Below are 15090 nucleotides of genomic sequence, written 5' to 3' on the forward strand. Positions count from 1 at the left end.
GCAGCCTCATGGATCAAGGGGTGGTATCAGGCAGACAGATTTTTGGGGCGCACCTTGTCAACTAAGCCATCGGCTGTGGAAAACGGCTCCCAGCACATTGCCGCAGGAGCATCGCGCGTTGCGCCTTGTTCGCTTTCATGGCGCCCGAGGATCGCGAGGGTCGGGCCATGGCGCTGAGCGATGCTGCCCTGCACTGGCCCCCCGGCGAGGGCGAGATGGCCCGCCGCATCCGCGAGCAGGACTGGACGGCAACGCCTCTGGGTCCGGTCAGGTATTGGCCACAGGGCCTCCGCGCCGTTGTGGACTTGGTGCTCGGCTCGGGCTTTCCCATGGTGGCGCTCTGGGGGCCGGAACTGGTCCAGATCTACAATGATGGCTTCCGGCTGATCATGGGCGAGAAGCACCCCGCGGGACTTGGCCAGCCCGCGAAGGCATGCTGGCCCGAGGCCTGGCACCTCAACGCCCCGATCTATGACCGGGTCTGGACAGGCGAAAGCGTGACCTACGAGGACGCGCTTTATCCCATTACCCGGCATGGCGCGCTTGTGAACGCCTGGTTCACCCTTTCCTACAGCCCGCTTCGCGACAAGGCCGGCGCCGTGGCAGGTGTGCTTGTCACCGTTGTGGAAGTGACGAACCGAGTCCTGGCACAACGAAAGCAGCGTGTCACGGCGTCCGCGCTCCGCAAGAGCGAGGCGCGGCAGGCGTTTCTGCTTGCCCTGGGTGACGCCCTGCGCGCCCAGTCCAGCACAAGCGGCGTGATCAAGACCGCGGCCCGCCTGCTGGGCGAACACCTTGCCGCGTCGCGGATCGTGTTCGCGGAGTTCGATGAAGCAAAGGGCGTGGCGGACATCTTCCACGGATGGTTTGCCGATGGTGCGGAGCCCTCTCCGGCAGTCATGCGGCTTGAGGATTACGAGGGGCCGATCCTGGACGACCTGCGCGCGGGCCGGGTCGTGCGGATCGGGGATACGCGCGATCCCGCCCCCGGACGCCGCGACCTTCCCGCCATTGCGGAGGGCCAGGTGAGGGCGCTGCTCAGCGTGCCCCTTGTGCTTGGCGGCAGGCTGGTGATGAACCTGTCCGTTCACCAGTACGCCCCGCGCGCCTGGACCAGCGATGAGGTCGCCCTGGCGCAGGAGGTTGCCGAGCGGCTCTGGGCCGATCTCGTGCGTGCGCGCACGGAAGCGGCGCTGCGCCAAAGCGAAACGTGTTTCCGCGCCCTGCTCACGGCCGGGTCCTACATGATCTACCGCATGAACCCGGACTGGACCCGGATGTTTGCGCTTCAGGGCAACGGCATACTCGCCGACACGGGTGAACCCTTCACGGCCTGGGTGGACAAGTATCTCCTGCCCGAGGACAGACCCCTTGTACTCGGCCGGATCGACGAGGCGATCCGCACCAGGTCGGTGTTCGAGTTGGAGCACCGCGTGTGGCAGGCCGACGGCAGCGTGGGGTGGGTTCTTTCCCGGGCCGTGCCGATCCTGGGCGACAGCGGCGAAATCCTTGAATGGTTCGGCGCCGGCAGCGACGTCACCGCACGGCGCAGGATGGAGGAGCGGCTGCGAGAGGCAGAGGAAAGTCATCGCATCGAGCTTGAGCAACAGATCAAGGAGCGCACGGCCGAACTCAAGGAAAGCCGCGATCTTCTCCAGGCCACCATGGACAGCTCAACCGACATGATCCAGGTGTTCAAGGCCGTCCGCGACGAAACCGGCGCAATCGTCGATTTCCGATGGGTGCTGAACAATCACACGTTCGAAAGCCGCTCTGGCAGGATCGAGGGCGAAAGCCTTCTTGAACGCAATCCGGGCGTGGTTGCCGAGGGCATCTTCGATACCTTCAAGCGTGTGACCGAAACCGGCACGCCCGAGCACGCTGAAGGCCACTACAGGCACGAGGAATACGATGGCTGGTTTCTTCACTCTGTCGTGAAGCTTGGCGACGGGGTTGCCACCACCACCAAGGAGATCACCGACTGGAAGGCTGCCCAGGCAGAAGTCCTGCGCCTCAGGGACGAGGTTGCGCAGGCCCAGTTGCGGGAAAGCCAGAACGCGCTGCAGGAAAGCGAGTCGCGATTTCGCACCATCGTGGAGGCGGCGCGGGACTATGCGATCTTCACCACCGATCCCGAGGGGCGGATCGAAACCTGGCCTCCGGGCGCGCAGGCCGTCTTCGGCTGGAGCCCGGAGGAGGCGATAGGCCAGCCGATGGACATCACCTTCACGCCCGAGGACCGGGAAACGGGTGAGCCCGCGAAAGAGCGGCAGGATGCACGCGAAACCGGCCAAGCGCCGAACGTGCGCTGGCATCAGCGTCGGGACGGCACGCGCGTGTTCATCGAGGGGATGGCCCGGCCTCTGCTGGACGCAGCCGGGACCCTGACGGGCTTCCTGAAGGCTGGCCAGGATGTGACTGCCCGGCGTGCCACCCAGGCGGCGCTGCGTGAAAGCGAGCGGCGTTTCCGCTCCCTGGCAGAGGGCATTCCGCAACTGGTCTGGCGCGCCGCGGGTCACGGGTATTGGACCTGGGCCAGTCCGCAATGGACCGCCTTCACCGGCCAGCCGGAACAAGACAGCCATGGCTGGGGCTGGCTGGACCCGGTCCATCCCGACGACCGGGAAAGCGCCCGGGCGGCATGGGAGCGTTCGAAGGACACCGACTCCTTCGCGTCGGATTATCGGCTCCGGGAGGCCGCCACGGGCGAGTATCGCTGGTTCCAGACCCGCGCCACGCCGGTGCGGGACGAGGCGGGTCAGGTCGTGGAATGGCTCGGCACCTCCACCGACGTGCAGGATCTGCGGGAACTGCAGGAACGTCAGGGCGTGCTTGTGGCCGAGCTTCAGCATCGCACGAGAAACCTCATGGCCGTGGTGAATGCGGTCACCCAGAAGACACTCAGGGGCTCTGCTTCGCTCGAGGACTTCGAGGAGCGAATCCTGGACCGACTGGGGGCGCTGAACCGGGTCAACGGCCTTCTTTCGCGCCTGCACCACGGCGACCGCGTCAGCTTCGACGATCTTATCCGGACCGAACTGCTTGGGCGCGGGATCGTGATCGGCGACGGCGCGCACCCGCAGGTCCGGCTCGAGGGACCAGGCGGCCTGCGGCTTCGTTCGTCGACGGTGCAGACACTGGCCCTCGGTCTTCACGAGCTTGCCACGAATGCCCTGAAGCATGGGGCGCTGTCCCGCGCCGAGGGGCGGCTCGAGGTGGCCTGGTCCGTGGTGCCCGACGAGAAGGGCGAGCGGCGGCTGAGGGTCGAGTGGCAGGAAAGCGGAGTGCGGGTGGGCCACCCCGATCCCATGCCCGGCGACACATCCCCCCCGCCGCCACGCCATCGCGGATACGGCCGTGAGCTTATCGAGAAGGCCCTGCCCTACCAGTTGAGAGCCGAGACCACCTACCTGCTTGGGCGGGATGGCCTGCATTGCACCATCACCTTGCCGCTTTCCTCGACCGTGGACAAGCGCGGCCTCCTTTCATGACGGGCCCCGGGGCCGCGATAGGTCCCTCGCCTTTCGAGGTGGAGGGGCACCCCGTCCCGGCCCGCGCAATCAAGCAAACGTGGCGGCGACCCGGCTGGAGAACGCCCGCCCGATCGGATAAGCACCGGACGGAAGCTGCGGCGCCTTGCGTGGTGCAGCGGGAATGAAACGGAAAGGCCATGCATGTTCGTCACCTCGGCACCGGCGCTTGAGCTCGAGCACGTGTCGCGCCATTTCGATGGCAGAGCCGTCCTGTCGGACATTTCCCTTGCGATAGCGCCCGGCAAGATCACCTGCCTGCTGGGCCAGTCGGGTTGCGGCAAGTCGACCCTGCTGCGGATCATCTCCGGAGTGGATCGCCCCGAGCCTGGCGGCCGCATCCGCGTGGCCGGAACCGAGCTTGTCGGCCCCGGCCGCTTCGTCGAACCCGAGGACCGCCGGATCGGGTTCATGTTCCAGGATTATGCCCTGTTTCCCCATCTGAGCGTGGCCGAGAACCTGGCATTCGGCCTGCGCCACCTGCCCAAGGCCGCTCAGCGCGCGCGCGTGGCCGAGGTGGTCGAGCGGATCGGCCTGGCTCATCTGCTGGACCGTTATCCCCATTCGCTGTCGGGCGGCGAACAGCAGCGCGTGGCCCTGGCCCGCGCACTGGCCCCGCAGCCGGCGATCCTCTTGATGGATGAGCCCTTCTCGAACCTGGACCAGGGACTGCGGGAACGGGTGCGCCGGGAAACGGTCGACATCCTGCGCCGGACCGCGACCACCGCCATCATCGTCACCCACGACCCGCAAGAAGCGCTGTCCATGGGTGACATGATCGTGCTGATGCGCGCGGGCCGGATCGAGCAGGTGGGCAACCCGTTCGAGATCTATGACCGCCCCTGTTCGGCCTATGCAGCGGAATTCATGGGCCCCTGCAACCGCCTGACGGGCATCTGGTCCAAGGGCCGGATCGAGACGCCCATCGGCACCTTTCCGGCCGATCTGGATCTGCCCGACGGGGCGCTGGCCCTGGCCTGCATCCGCCCTCAGGCCCTGTCCATCGGACCCGACGGTCAGGGGATTTCCGCCCGGGTCATGGCAAAGACCTTTACAGGGGAAAGCGAACAGATCGACATCATGGTCCATCCGCTGGCCCAAACCTTGAGGATGCATTCCCATGTCCGTATCCCCATGGGCATCGGCGAAAAGGTCAGCCTTCAACTGAACGGCGCCCAGATCCATGTCTTTCCCGAGACGCCCGAGGTCAACGGCCATCCGGCGGCAGATAGTTGACGAAAACACTAGACTAACCCGTGCCGGTTGAAGTATGACCCGGACAGCCACTCAAAGGCTCTGGGAGATAATTATGAGACTTGCACCGGGCATTCTTCGTGCCGCCTTGGCACAGGCTGCCATTCTTGCCGGGATGGGTGCCGCCCATGCACAGGAACTGAACCTCTACACGTCCCGCGAACCGGGCCTTGTCGAGCCGTTGCTGAAAGCCTTTACCGAGACCACCGGAATCAAGGTCAACACGGTCTTTCTCAAGGACGGCCTGGCCGAACGAGTGGCCTCGGAAGGCGAAAGTTCGCCTGCAGACCTGCTGATGGCCGTGGATGCCGGCAACCTGGCCGATCTGGTTGACAAGGGCCTGACCCAGCCGGTCGAGTCGGACGTCCTGACCTCGGCCATTCCGGAAAACCTGCGCGATCCGGGCAACCAGTGGTTCGCCCTCTCGATGCGCGCCCGCGTGGTCTATGCGGCCAACGACCTGGACATTGACAGCATCACCTATGAGGATCTGGCCGACCCGGAGTGGAAGGGCCGCATCTGCATCCGGTCGGGCCAGCACCCCTACAATACCGCGCTGTTTTCGGCCTTCATGACCCATCACGACGCGGCGGCGACCGAGGAATGGCTGACCGGCCTCAAGGCCAATCTGGCACGGAAGGCGGGCGGCGGCGACCGTGACGGGGCCAAGGACATCGGCGGCGGCATCTGCGACATCGCCATTGCCAACTCCTACTACGTCGGCCTGATGCAGTCCGGCAAGGGCGGCGACGAGCAGAAGGCCTGGGGCGAGGCGATCAAGGTGATCCTGCCCACCTTCGAGGACGGCGGCACGCATGTGAACATCAGCGGCGCGGCGGTCGCGAAACATGCCCCGAACCGCAACGAGGCCGTGCAACTGCTGGAATATCTGGTCTCGGACGAGGCGCAGAAGATCTATGCCGAGGCAAATTACGAATACCCGGTCAAGTCCGGTGCCCCCATCGACCCCATCATCGCATCCTTCGGCGAACTCAAGGTCGATCCGGTGCCGCTGACCGAGATCGTGAAGAACCGCAAGGAGGCCAGTGAATTGGTTGACCGTGTCGGCTTCGACCACTGAAGGCAGGGTAAGGTCCCGCCGCAGCTTTTCAGCCGCCCTGCGGCTTTCGGCCCTCCGCTTGCGCGGGGGGTCTTGGGTCATGGCCAGCCTGGTGATCGCGGGGCTTGTCCTTGTGCCCGTTCTGGCCCTGGTCTGGCAGGCGGCTCATGGATCGGAAGGCTTGTGGGGTCACCTGGCAAGCCATGTCCTGCCCTACGCGCTGAGCCAGACGGCGATCCTGATGGCCGGCGTCGGGGTGCTGACGGCCGGCATCGGCACCGGGGTCGCCTGGCTGGTGGTGGCCCATGACTTTCCGGGGCGGCGGGTGCTGGAATGGGCGCTGCTGCTGCCGCTGGCGGTGCCGACCTATATCGTCGCCTATGCCTATCTGGACATGCTGCATCCGCTCGGGCCGTTCCAGTCGGCGGTCCGCGCGGCCCTGGGTTACGACAATCCGCGCGATTTCCGCCTGCCCGACATCCGGTCGATGACCGGCGCGATCCTGCTTCTGGGCCTGGTGCTCTATCCTTATGTCTATCTGCCGGTGCGGGCGATGTTCATGACCCAGGCCGCAAACCTGGTCGAGGTTGCCCATACCCTTGGCACCACCCGGCGTCAGATCCTGTGGCGCGTCGCCCTGCCGCTTGCACGGCCGGCCATTGCGGTGGGCACAAGCCTTGCCCTGATGGAGACGCTGAACGACATCGGCGCATCCGAATTCCTGGGCGTGCAGTCGCTGACGATCTCGGTCTATACGACCTGGGTCACGCGGTCGGATCTGGCAGGGGCCTCGCAGATCGCGCTGGCCATGCTGCTGCTGGTGGTCGCGCTGATCTCGCTGGAGCGGTGGGCGCGGCGCAAGCAGCGCTATTCCGTCAGTGCGCAGCGCGCGCGCAGCATGGCGCGCCAGCCTCTGGCAGGCTTCGCCCGCTGGGGGGCGCTGTGCGTCTGCCTGCTTCCCGTGCTGCTGGGCTTCGTCCTGCCCGCCGCCTATCTGGCGATCGAGGCCTGGAAGCGGTTCCAGTTTGCCGGCCTTTCAGCCCGCCTCCTGACCGAGGCCCGCAACACCTTCATCCTCTCGGCCCTGGCGACGGTCGCCGTGCTGGTCTGCGGGCTGGTCATCGCCTATGCCGCGCGGATCTTTCCGCAGCGCGGGATGCAGATCATCCACCGTGTCGCATCCCTGGGCTATGCCATGCCGGGCACGATCCTGGCGCTTGGCATCCTGATCGCGGCGGGGGGGCTTGACCGCTGGATCGGCCAGACGGCCAAGGGACTGCTTGGCATCGACCCCGGGTTGGTGCTGATCGGGTCCGGGTTGGCCTTGGGCTTTGCTTATCTGGTGCGGTTCCTGGCGATCTCGGCTGGCTCGGTCGAGGCGGGGCTGACGCGCATCCCGCGCAGCTACGACCAGTCCGCTCGTACGCTGGGCCAGGGTATCACCGGCACGCTGCGCCATGTCCATCTGCCGCTGTCGAAGGCGGCGCTGGCCGCGGCCGGACTGCTGGTCTTCGTCGATTGCATGAAGGAGTTGTCGGCGACCCTGCTGCTGCGTCCCCTGAACTTCGAAACGCTGGCGACCCATCTTTACGGAGAGGCCGCTCGCGGGACCTATGAGGAAGCCGCCATCGCGGCCCTGGCCATTGTCCTGGTGGGAATTCCGGCCGTCATCTTGCTGGCACGTGTCGGTCGCGACACGGCGCGGTAGGAGTCAGCAGCAAGGATGGGTCCTTCGCCCTGGAAGGCTCCATCCGACGGCACCGGGCCTTGCGGGTGGCCAGGGCAATCCGCCCCTCCCCGTGCCGCTCGAACTCACACGGCAAGCTTTTTGCCGGAAGCAGGACGTCCAGCCGAGGGTCCCGAGGGCAGCCCCAGTGCGGCGGCGGCTGCCCGTTCCGCGGCGGCGCGGTCTTCGGCCAGCAGGACGTCCCCGGCAAGCCTGCCCAGGATGCGCCGCACGGCCGAGGTCTGGGAAACCAGATCCGACCACGTCACGGCGGCTGCGATGCGCGGCAGCCCAAGCCCCCGCTCCAGCAGTTGACGAGGCGTCAGCACGATCAGGGCGGCGTCGATGTCGTCGGCCTGGAACAGGTCCGCCACTGTCTCGAGCGCCCGACTGGATGGCGCCAGCCCGGAGGCCTCGCCCATGATCCCCAGCCTGCAACCCGCGCGCCCCGCCAGCGTCTCCAGCGTTTGGCGCATCCTTGCGGTCGCCTCGGGCGCGCCCACCAGCGCGACGACGGGCAGGCCACGATATTCACCCTCGCCCACCAGAGCGTCGAAGATGCTGGACAGGATGACATCCCGCCGTTCCTCGGGGGTGGCCGCGAGCTGCATACTTACTCCCGGCCGGCTGTTGACCTCGCAGATCGCGCCGCCGGTCTCCTGCCACGGGCGGGTGAAGTCGGTGGAAAGGAAATCGACGCCGCAGACGTCCAGGCGCAGCCTGCGCGCCGCGGCCTCGGCGACCTGGCGGATCGATGGATGAATCTTGTCCGTCACGTCGATCGCCACGCCCCCGCGGGAAAGATTGGACTCGCGCCGCAGGAACACCTGCCGCCCCGCCGCGGGGACCGCATCCACGGTCAGCTCCTGCTGAGCCAGGACGGCCCGCGCGTCCTCGTCCAGCTGGATCGGCTTCATCAGCGCATGCGCGCCCTTCAACAGGCCGTCACGCTCGGGGCGCCTGTTTTCCTCCTTGACCAGGTCCGCAACGCTGCGGGTCCCGTCGCCCGTGACCTGCGCCGGCTGGCGGTTCATCGCCGCCAGGAACTTGCCGCCCACGACCAGCAGCCGCGTTTCCTCGCCCGGTATCAGGGTCTCGATCACGGCCTTGCCCGAGTGGCCCACGGCGCGGGCAAAGGCCTTGCGCATCTCGTCCTCATTCGACACGCCGACCGTGATGTCCCGGCCCATGTTGCCGTTGAAGGGCTTGACCACAAGCGGATAGCCCAGTTCCCGCGCGGCGGCGAGGGCCGCCTTTTCCGTTCGTGCGGTGCGCTGCCCTGCGACCGGCAGCCCGGCATCGGCCAGCACCCGGTTGGCCATGCCCTTGTCCTTGGCCATCTTCACACCGATCGCGCTGGTCAGGGTCGATTCCGTGCCCTTGACGATGCAGGCCTGCCGACCCAGGCCGATCTGCACATATCCGGAACGTCCGACGACCTGCCAAGGGATGCCTCGTTCGCCTGCCACCCGCGCCAGAAGCAGTGCATCGGCCGAGGGAGTGGCGGGCATTGTCGGCTCCAGGAACGCTCGCAACTGGCTTCGGATCGCCCTTCGCAGTTCCGGGCCGGTGACCCCGTCCACCAGCGCCTGGACGACCGCAAAACCCGCCTGCGCGGCCGGCAGGCCGATCCGCGCATCTGTCGTCTGGAAAATGGCCGTGCCCTGCGCCTGCCGCGACCCTTCCGCGCCATCCTCAGCTTCCGCAGGACGATAGGCACAGTAGGTCACAGGCCAGCCGACATAGCGCTGCATGATCACGGCCATCACCTCGGCCACGGCGGCGGCGGGCCAGGCGGTTTCGGACCGGCGCAGAAGGCGCCAGCCGGCAAAGTTCAGGATTGTGGGACGCATGAAGACCAGCGCGCGTCGCAGGCTGGTGACTGCCCGGGGATCGACGACCCGCCCTGCCGCCCCCGCGGAGGTCGCCCGCATCACCCCCCTTCGGCTATGGACATTGCCCGGAAGCAGGAAACTGCTCTGGTCGATCTGCATGTTGATCCTCCATCGTCGGAGCGGCTGCAACTGCGTCTGTAGGCTTGGCCTGCCCCAAGGGGGTCTTTTTTTAATCCGGGAGAATCTCTCCCGGATCAAGCTTTTTGAGCATCCATTTGCGGCTTGATGAGGGCCATTGGCGAGTTCCGGCCGGCCTCTTGCCATTTGCAGGGCGCAGGGGAAGCGCGATCCCGATCGCACCCGGCCCGCATTATCGGGCTCTGATGCAAGGTCTCGTCCATCGGCTGGATCGGCGTCGGCTGCCTGCGCCGACCTGCGCTTCCGAGAGAAACCCGGTGCTCCGCTTCGCCCGCATGTCGGGCTTGGCGCGGTTCAGCGTGACCTCGCCTTCGGCCCCGGTCTTCTCGAGGCCGCTCAAGGTTATTGATACAAACCGGCCGCGGATCGCTCCGCGGCCGGCTGGATTTTACCCGTGCGCCTGCTGGCTTTTGCGGTTCCAGCGGATCGAGGACCACAGCGAGACACCGATCAGCGTCGCTCCGCCAAGGCCCGTGATCACTTCGGGGATGTGGACGAAGGACTGCAGGAACATGATCACCGACAGCGCGATGATCGCATAGAACGCGCCATGTTCGAGGTAGCGATATTGGGCGAGCGTGCCCTTCTCGACCAGCATGATGGTCATGGACCGGACATACATCGCCCCGATCCCCAGACCGATGGCAATGATGAACAGGTTCTGCGTCAGCGCAAAGGCCCCGATCACGCCGTCGAAGCTGAAGGACGCGTCCAGAACCTCAAGATAAAGGAACGCCCCCAAACCGCCCTTGGCGCCTGCGACCAGCGCTTCCTGGGTGCTGTCCAGCAGACCGCCCAGAACCTCGACCAGGAGGAATGTCAGCAAGCCCCAGATCGCGGACCTGAAGAAGACCTGGGATTCGGCGGGGTCCAGGAAGCGCGAGAAGATCAGGATCAGCGACAGCACCACGGCGACCTCGATGCCGCGGATGGTGGCGTATTTCTGCATCTTGGCTTCCAGCCAGCGCACCCAGTGGACGTCCTTCTCGTGGTCGAAGAAGAAGGACAGGCCCACCATCATCAGGAAGGTGCCGCCGAAGGCCGCGATCGGCAGATGGGCGTCATGCATGATGCGGGCGTACTCTTCAGGCTGGGCGGCGGCCAGCACGACGGCTTCCCACGGCCCGATCTTGGCGGCGATCACGACGATCAGCAGCGGGAACACGATCCGCATGCCGAAGACGGCGATGATGATGCCCCAGGTCAGGAAGCGATGCTGCCATTCCGGCGTCATCTCCTTCAGCTTGTTAGCGTTGACGATTGCGTTGTCGAAGGACAGCGAGATCTCGAGGACCGCCAAGACTAAGCAGATGAAGAAGATGGTCAGCATGCCGCCCATCGTTCCGGTCATCTGCCAGCCCAGGAAGACTCCAAGCATCAGGCCCACCGCCGTGACGATGAAGGCCCAGGTAAAATAGTGAAGCATCGGCCGAGCGTCGGAGCTCACGCCATTTGAAGACAGTCCGTTTTCCATGAGAAAAAGTCCAGGCGGCTGGTTCAGGATCAGTGCCGACATCGCGGATGTGCCGCCACATCCGCCAGAGGGGCCCGGTCACCCTTTCTGTATCCGCAATTTGCGGATGCCCGTATATACTTCATTGGCTCAATTTCGGAAGCGAATAATGCACGGGGTGGACGGCTGGGGTCCTGTATTGCGGCCTTTCTTCATCTCTTGCGCATCATGGCTGCGTTCCTGCGCCCCTTGTGTCCAGCACCCGACAGGCCTCAACCCCCCGCAAGAAGGCCGGGGTTCTGACACTCAAGGCGGCCTTGCCGGTGACGGCGCTGGACAAGGCAGGTCTTCCTGCCGGGCCTGATGCATTCGGGTAAATTCGAAGATTGTGATACTATTCTAATGATTCTCCTTGGAGCGGGCGAGCCCCTCCCCGCCGGAGACAGGAAGCCGCTGCCAAGGGCTGCCGAGCACGCATGGCGGAAGCTTGGGACAAGACAGCAAGTGCCGCGCGAATGTCGCAAAGCCCCCGTAGGTAACGGCACTTCAGACCACGGGAGAGCCGGTTTGGCTTTGGAAATCGAGCGCAAGTTCCTTGTTGTACATGACACCTGGCGTTCGAGAATCGTAAGGAGCCAGCACATTGAGGATCACCTGATCGCGGTGTTTCCGAAAGGAAAGGTACGCATTCGGATCTGTGCCGGGACGGCGGCCCTGACCCTCAAGGGCAATCGGCAGGGGATCCGCCGCAGCGAGTTCCATGTGCCGCTCACCTTGGCCGAAGCTGCCTTGATGGCCGAGGAGTTCGGGGGTGCCCCGCCCCTGAGGAAGCGCCGCCACGATGTCGCAGTTTCAAGCCTCGTGTGGCATGTGGACGAGTATACGGGTCCCTTGTCAGGGCTGGTGACCGCCGATGTGGAGCTTCCGGCCGAGGATCACCCGCTGGTCCTGCCGCCCTGGGCGGGACCCGAGATTACGGCCGATTGCCGCTTCAGTTCTGCTGCCATGGTGCGCGCGATCCAGCATGGCCGGGAAGCCGTCGCTTGCGTGATGGCCGCCAGCGCCGCAGTGGCCGCGCAAGAGCAAGGTCCGGGCGTGTATCGCCTTTACGCCGGAAGCCCGAAGTCCGGCGATGAACCATCCGTTCATCCTGCGGATGCCAACGCAAGCAGCATTGGCGGATAGCTCGAAGGACCCCCGGCCACTTGCAGGCCGCAATCGGTGCGCCATGACGCCCGGCGGGGCTTCGCTGTCTGAAGCGCGTGGGCCGCGCGGCACGCAAACTTCGGCAGGCACCCGACCCAAGCATTTACACAATCGCCATGTTCATGCCAAAATCCCCTCCAAGGCCTCCGTGGCTCAGGCTTTCTCGGCGCGTGGGTTCGAATGTGTCGGCAGTTTCGGGGAAACTGGGCATGGTATCCGTCGAATCCACATCCCGGACGATACTTGCCAGCTTTCAGGGCTATCGGCTGAAGTGGCTGAAGACGGACTTTCCGGCCGGACTCGCGATCGCCGCCGTGGGCCTGCCAAGCGCGATCGCCTATCCGGCGATTGCAGGGCTGCCCCCCGAGACCGGCCTTTATGCCTCGATCGCGCCGCTTCTGGCTTATGCGGTCTTCGGTCCCTCGCGGCAGCTGATCGTCGGTCCAGACGCGGCGACCATCACCGTGACGGCGGCGGTCCTTGCCGGCATCACCACCCTCGGGGATGCCGACCGTCCCGCCGTCGCCGCGATGCTCGCGCTGATCGTGGGGGGGCTTTACCTTGGCGGCCGGGCGCTCGGCTTCGCCGTGTTCTCGACCTTCCTGTCGCGGCCGATCCTGGTAGGCTTCTTCGCGGGAATATCCCTTTCCATCATCATCGGCCAGCTCAAGCGCGTCACCGGGGCCCCGGTCACCTCCGACGGGCTTGTCGCCCCGTTTGTCGATCTCGTCCGCAAGGCGGACCAGATTCACTGGCCCACCCTGGCGATGGCGCTGGCGATGTTCGCGATTCTCCAGATCTCCCGCCTGGTTCGCCTGCCCATTCCCGGACCTGTCATCGTGGTCGTGCTCGCGATCATCCTGTCGGCGCTGCTGGACATGGAGGGCTACGGGATCGCCACCGTGGGCGACATCCCGCCCGGAATTCCCGCGCTTGCCCTTCCCAGCACCGGAGGAGCCTCAGCCGCACAGCTTCTCCTTGGCGCTTTCGGCATCTTCTTCGTCAGCTTCGCCGCCGGTGTCATCACCGCCCGAAGCTTTGGCCAGCGAGGCGGCTATCCGGTCGACACCGCCCGCGAGATGACCGGCTTTGCCGCCGCAAACATCGCGGCGGGCCTTTTCTCGGCCTTTCCGATCACCGCCTCGGATTCCCGCACGGCCATCAACGCCAGTGTCGGGGGCCGCTCGCAGCTTGCTGCCGTGGTGGCCGCCGCCGCGCTGCTGATGACCATCCTGTACCTGCGGCCGGCCCTGTCGATCCTGCCCATTCCGGCGCTCGGCGCGATCCTGATCTCGGCTGCCCTCAGCCTGATAGACATTTCCGCGCTTCGCGAGATCTGGCGGATCAGCAGGATCGAATTCGCCTTCGCGATGATCGCCCTGGTCGCCCCGATCACGCTCGGCGTCCTGAACGGCGTGCTCATCGCCATCGGGGCCACGTTCACCTACCTGCTACGCAAGATGATGTATCCACGCGATGCGCTGCTGGGCCGCGTGCCGGGCCGCGAGGGCTTCTACAAGCTGCACCGGCGCGCCGATGCCCGGGCCGTGCCGGGGCTGGCGATCGTGCTCATCCAGGGCGATCTTCTGTTTTTCAACGTCACCCATGTGCAAGGCCGGTTCCGCGCTATCACAGAGGCCGCGGCTCCGGGCACCCGCTGGCTGGTCCTTGACGCCGGGGCGATTTCACAGATCGACTCGACCGCCGCGGCGGTGCTTGCGGAAGTGCGTGACGACCTTGCATCACGCGGCATCGCCTTCGGGCTTGCCGAGTTGAACGCCGATGTCCGGGACCTTCTGGAGCGATCCGGCTTTTTGGGGGACATCGGCCCAGACATGATCTTTGATGACTTGGAGGATGCGCTGCGCGCATTCGAACAGGCCGACCGCAGGGAGGAAAGCCGTGAACAAGAAAAAGAAGAAGGAGCGAGCCGAGGCTGAATTGGCAGCCGCGCCGGATCCCGGCGAGGCCAGGAAGGCCCGCAACAAGGCCTATGAAGCAGAGCTTGCCCGCTTGCAGGTCGAAATCGCCAACCTGCAGGCTTGGGTGAAGGCCAGCGGGGCGCGGATCGTCATCATCTTCGAAGGCCGCGACGCGGCCGGAAAGGGCGGGATGATCAAGCGCATCACCGAACGCGTCAGTCCGCGCGTGTTCCGCGTGGTGGCCCTTCCCGCGCCTTCGGACCGGCAGAAGTCCCAGATCTACATGCAGCGGTACATCGAGCATCTGCCGGCCGCCGGCGAAGTGGTGATATTCGATCGCAGCTGGTACAACCGTCCGGGCGTCGAGCGTGTCATGGGATTCACCACCGAGGAGGCCTCCAAGCGCTTCCTTCAGGAGATCCCGCATCTCGAAGCCCTGCTGGTCGAGGCCGGGATCAACTTGTTCAAGTACTTTCTGACCGTGGACGAGGAGGAGCAGGAGCGCCGCTTCCACAAGCGCATCGAGGATCCGGTCCGCCAGTGGAAGCTATCTCCCATGGATGTCGAAAGCTATCGCCGCTGGTGGGACTATACCAAGGCTTATGACGAGATGATCCGCCTGACCGACACCCCGCACGCTCCATGGTGGATCGTCGATTCGAACGACAAGAAGGCGGCGCGGATCAACTGCATCAGCCATCTTCTGTCTTCCATTCCCTACAAGAAGGTGAAGTTCGACGTTCCGGATCTGGGCAAGCGGCAGAAGCAGCCCGAGGACTACACACCCGACCGCACGCCCCGCAACTTCGTGCCGGCCGTGTTCTAGAGGGTGTTGCCCTTGTTTGCCCTGCGCCTTGGCCGCCCGCACCAGCCGCGTCCGTGAACCTGCCGGCAAGACCCTGCCGG

At 65.6% G+C, this 15090-nt stretch carries 9 protein-coding genes; 7 read left to right on the plus strand and 2 right to left on the minus strand.

Annotated elements, in window-relative coordinates; all coding sequences use genetic code 11:
- The first annotated feature begins 167 nt into the window (after positions 1–167).
- The 4 genes from OU682_RS05395 to OU682_RS05410 all read left to right on the plus strand — a co-directional run bounded on the left by OU682_RS05395 (position 168) and on the right by OU682_RS05410 (position 7552).
- Positions 168–3491, plus strand: a complete 3324-nt coding sequence (locus OU682_RS05395) for a PAS domain S-box protein (RefSeq protein ID WP_268941050.1) — start codon at positions 168–170, stop codon at positions 3489–3491.
- A 183-nt stretch (positions 3492–3674) separates the two neighbouring features.
- Positions 3675–4766 (plus strand): ABC transporter ATP-binding protein, encoded by a 1092-nt coding sequence (locus OU682_RS05400; RefSeq protein WP_268941051.1) that lies wholly within the window; start codon positions 3675–3677, stop codon positions 4764–4766.
- A 73-nt stretch (positions 4767–4839) separates the two neighbouring features.
- Entirely contained in the window at positions 4840–5865 is a 1026-nt protein-coding gene (locus OU682_RS05405; RefSeq protein ID WP_268941052.1) for a Fe(3+) ABC transporter substrate-binding protein, read from the plus strand.
- 79 nt (positions 5866–5944) lie between these two features.
- On the plus strand, positions 5945–7552 hold the full coding sequence (locus tag OU682_RS05410) for an ABC transporter permease (protein ID WP_268941053.1): 1608 nt from the start codon (positions 5945–5947) through the stop codon (positions 7550–7552).
- Positions 7553–7656: 104 nt separating this feature from the next.
- Here the strand turns inward: OU682_RS05410 and OU682_RS05415 are convergent, their stop codons facing one another.
- Both OU682_RS05415 and OU682_RS05420 read right to left on the minus strand, forming a co-directional pair.
- Positions 7657–9564, minus strand: coding sequence for an ATP-binding protein (locus OU682_RS05415; RefSeq protein ID WP_268941054.1), 1908 nt, complete (start codon positions 9562–9564; stop codon positions 7657–7659).
- Positions 9565–9991: 427 nt separating this feature from the next.
- Positions 9992–11029 (minus strand): DUF475 domain-containing protein, encoded by a 1038-nt coding sequence (locus tag OU682_RS05420; RefSeq protein WP_268941055.1) that lies wholly within the window; start codon positions 11027–11029, stop codon positions 9992–9994.
- 531 nt (positions 11030–11560) lie between these two features.
- On the opposite strand from OU682_RS05420, the gene OU682_RS05425 reads away from it, so the two are divergent.
- From OU682_RS05425 to ppk2, 3 genes are all read left to right on the plus strand, one after another.
- Positions 11561–12241: a CYTH domain-containing protein gene (locus OU682_RS05425; protein ID WP_268941056.1), complete on the plus strand. Its 681-nt coding sequence runs from the start codon at positions 11561–11563 to the stop codon at positions 12239–12241.
- A 230-nt stretch (positions 12242–12471) separates the two neighbouring features.
- Entirely contained in the window at positions 12472–14202 is a 1731-nt protein-coding gene (locus OU682_RS05430; RefSeq protein ID WP_268941057.1) for a SulP family inorganic anion transporter, read from the plus strand.
- Positions 14165–15010, plus strand: coding sequence for a polyphosphate kinase 2 (ppk2, locus tag OU682_RS05435; protein ID WP_268941058.1), 846 nt, complete (start codon positions 14165–14167; stop codon positions 15008–15010). The genes OU682_RS05430 and ppk2 overlap by 38 nt, the downstream gene beginning before the upstream one ends.
- Positions 15011–15090: the final 80 nt, after the last annotated feature.

Origin of the sequence: Paracoccus benzoatiresistens, assembly GCF_026913015.1 — a bacterium.
GTDB lineage: Bacteria > Pseudomonadota > Alphaproteobacteria > Rhodobacterales > Rhodobacteraceae > Paracoccus > Paracoccus benzoatiresistens.

Excerpts from the sequence above, each read along its gene's own strand:
- OU682_RS05395 (WP_268941050.1), top strand. The coding sequence starts at position 168 with ATGGCGCTGAGCGATGCTGCCCTGCACTGGCCCCCCGGCGAGGGCGAG.
- OU682_RS05400 (WP_268941051.1), top strand. The coding sequence starts at position 3,675 with ATGTTCGTCACCTCGGCACCGGCGCTTGAGCTCGAGCACGTGTCGCGC.
- OU682_RS05410 (WP_268941053.1), top strand. The coding sequence starts at position 5,945 with ATGGCCAGCCTGGTGATCGCGGGGCTTGTCCTTGTGCCCGTTCTGGCC.
- OU682_RS05430 (WP_268941057.1), top strand. The coding sequence starts at position 12,472 with ATGGTATCCGTCGAATCCACATCCCGGACGATACTTGCCAGCTTTCAG.
- OU682_RS05420 (WP_268941055.1), bottom strand. The coding sequence starts at position 11,029 with ATGCTTCACTATTTTACCTGGGCCTTCATCGTCACGGCGGTGGGCCTG.
- OU682_RS05405 (WP_268941052.1), top strand. The coding sequence starts at position 4,840 with ATGAGACTTGCACCGGGCATTCTTCGTGCCGCCTTGGCACAGGCTGCC.
- OU682_RS05415 (WP_268941054.1), bottom strand. The coding sequence starts at position 9,564 with ATGCAGATCGACCAGAGCAGTTTCCTGCTTCCGGGCAATGTCCATAGC.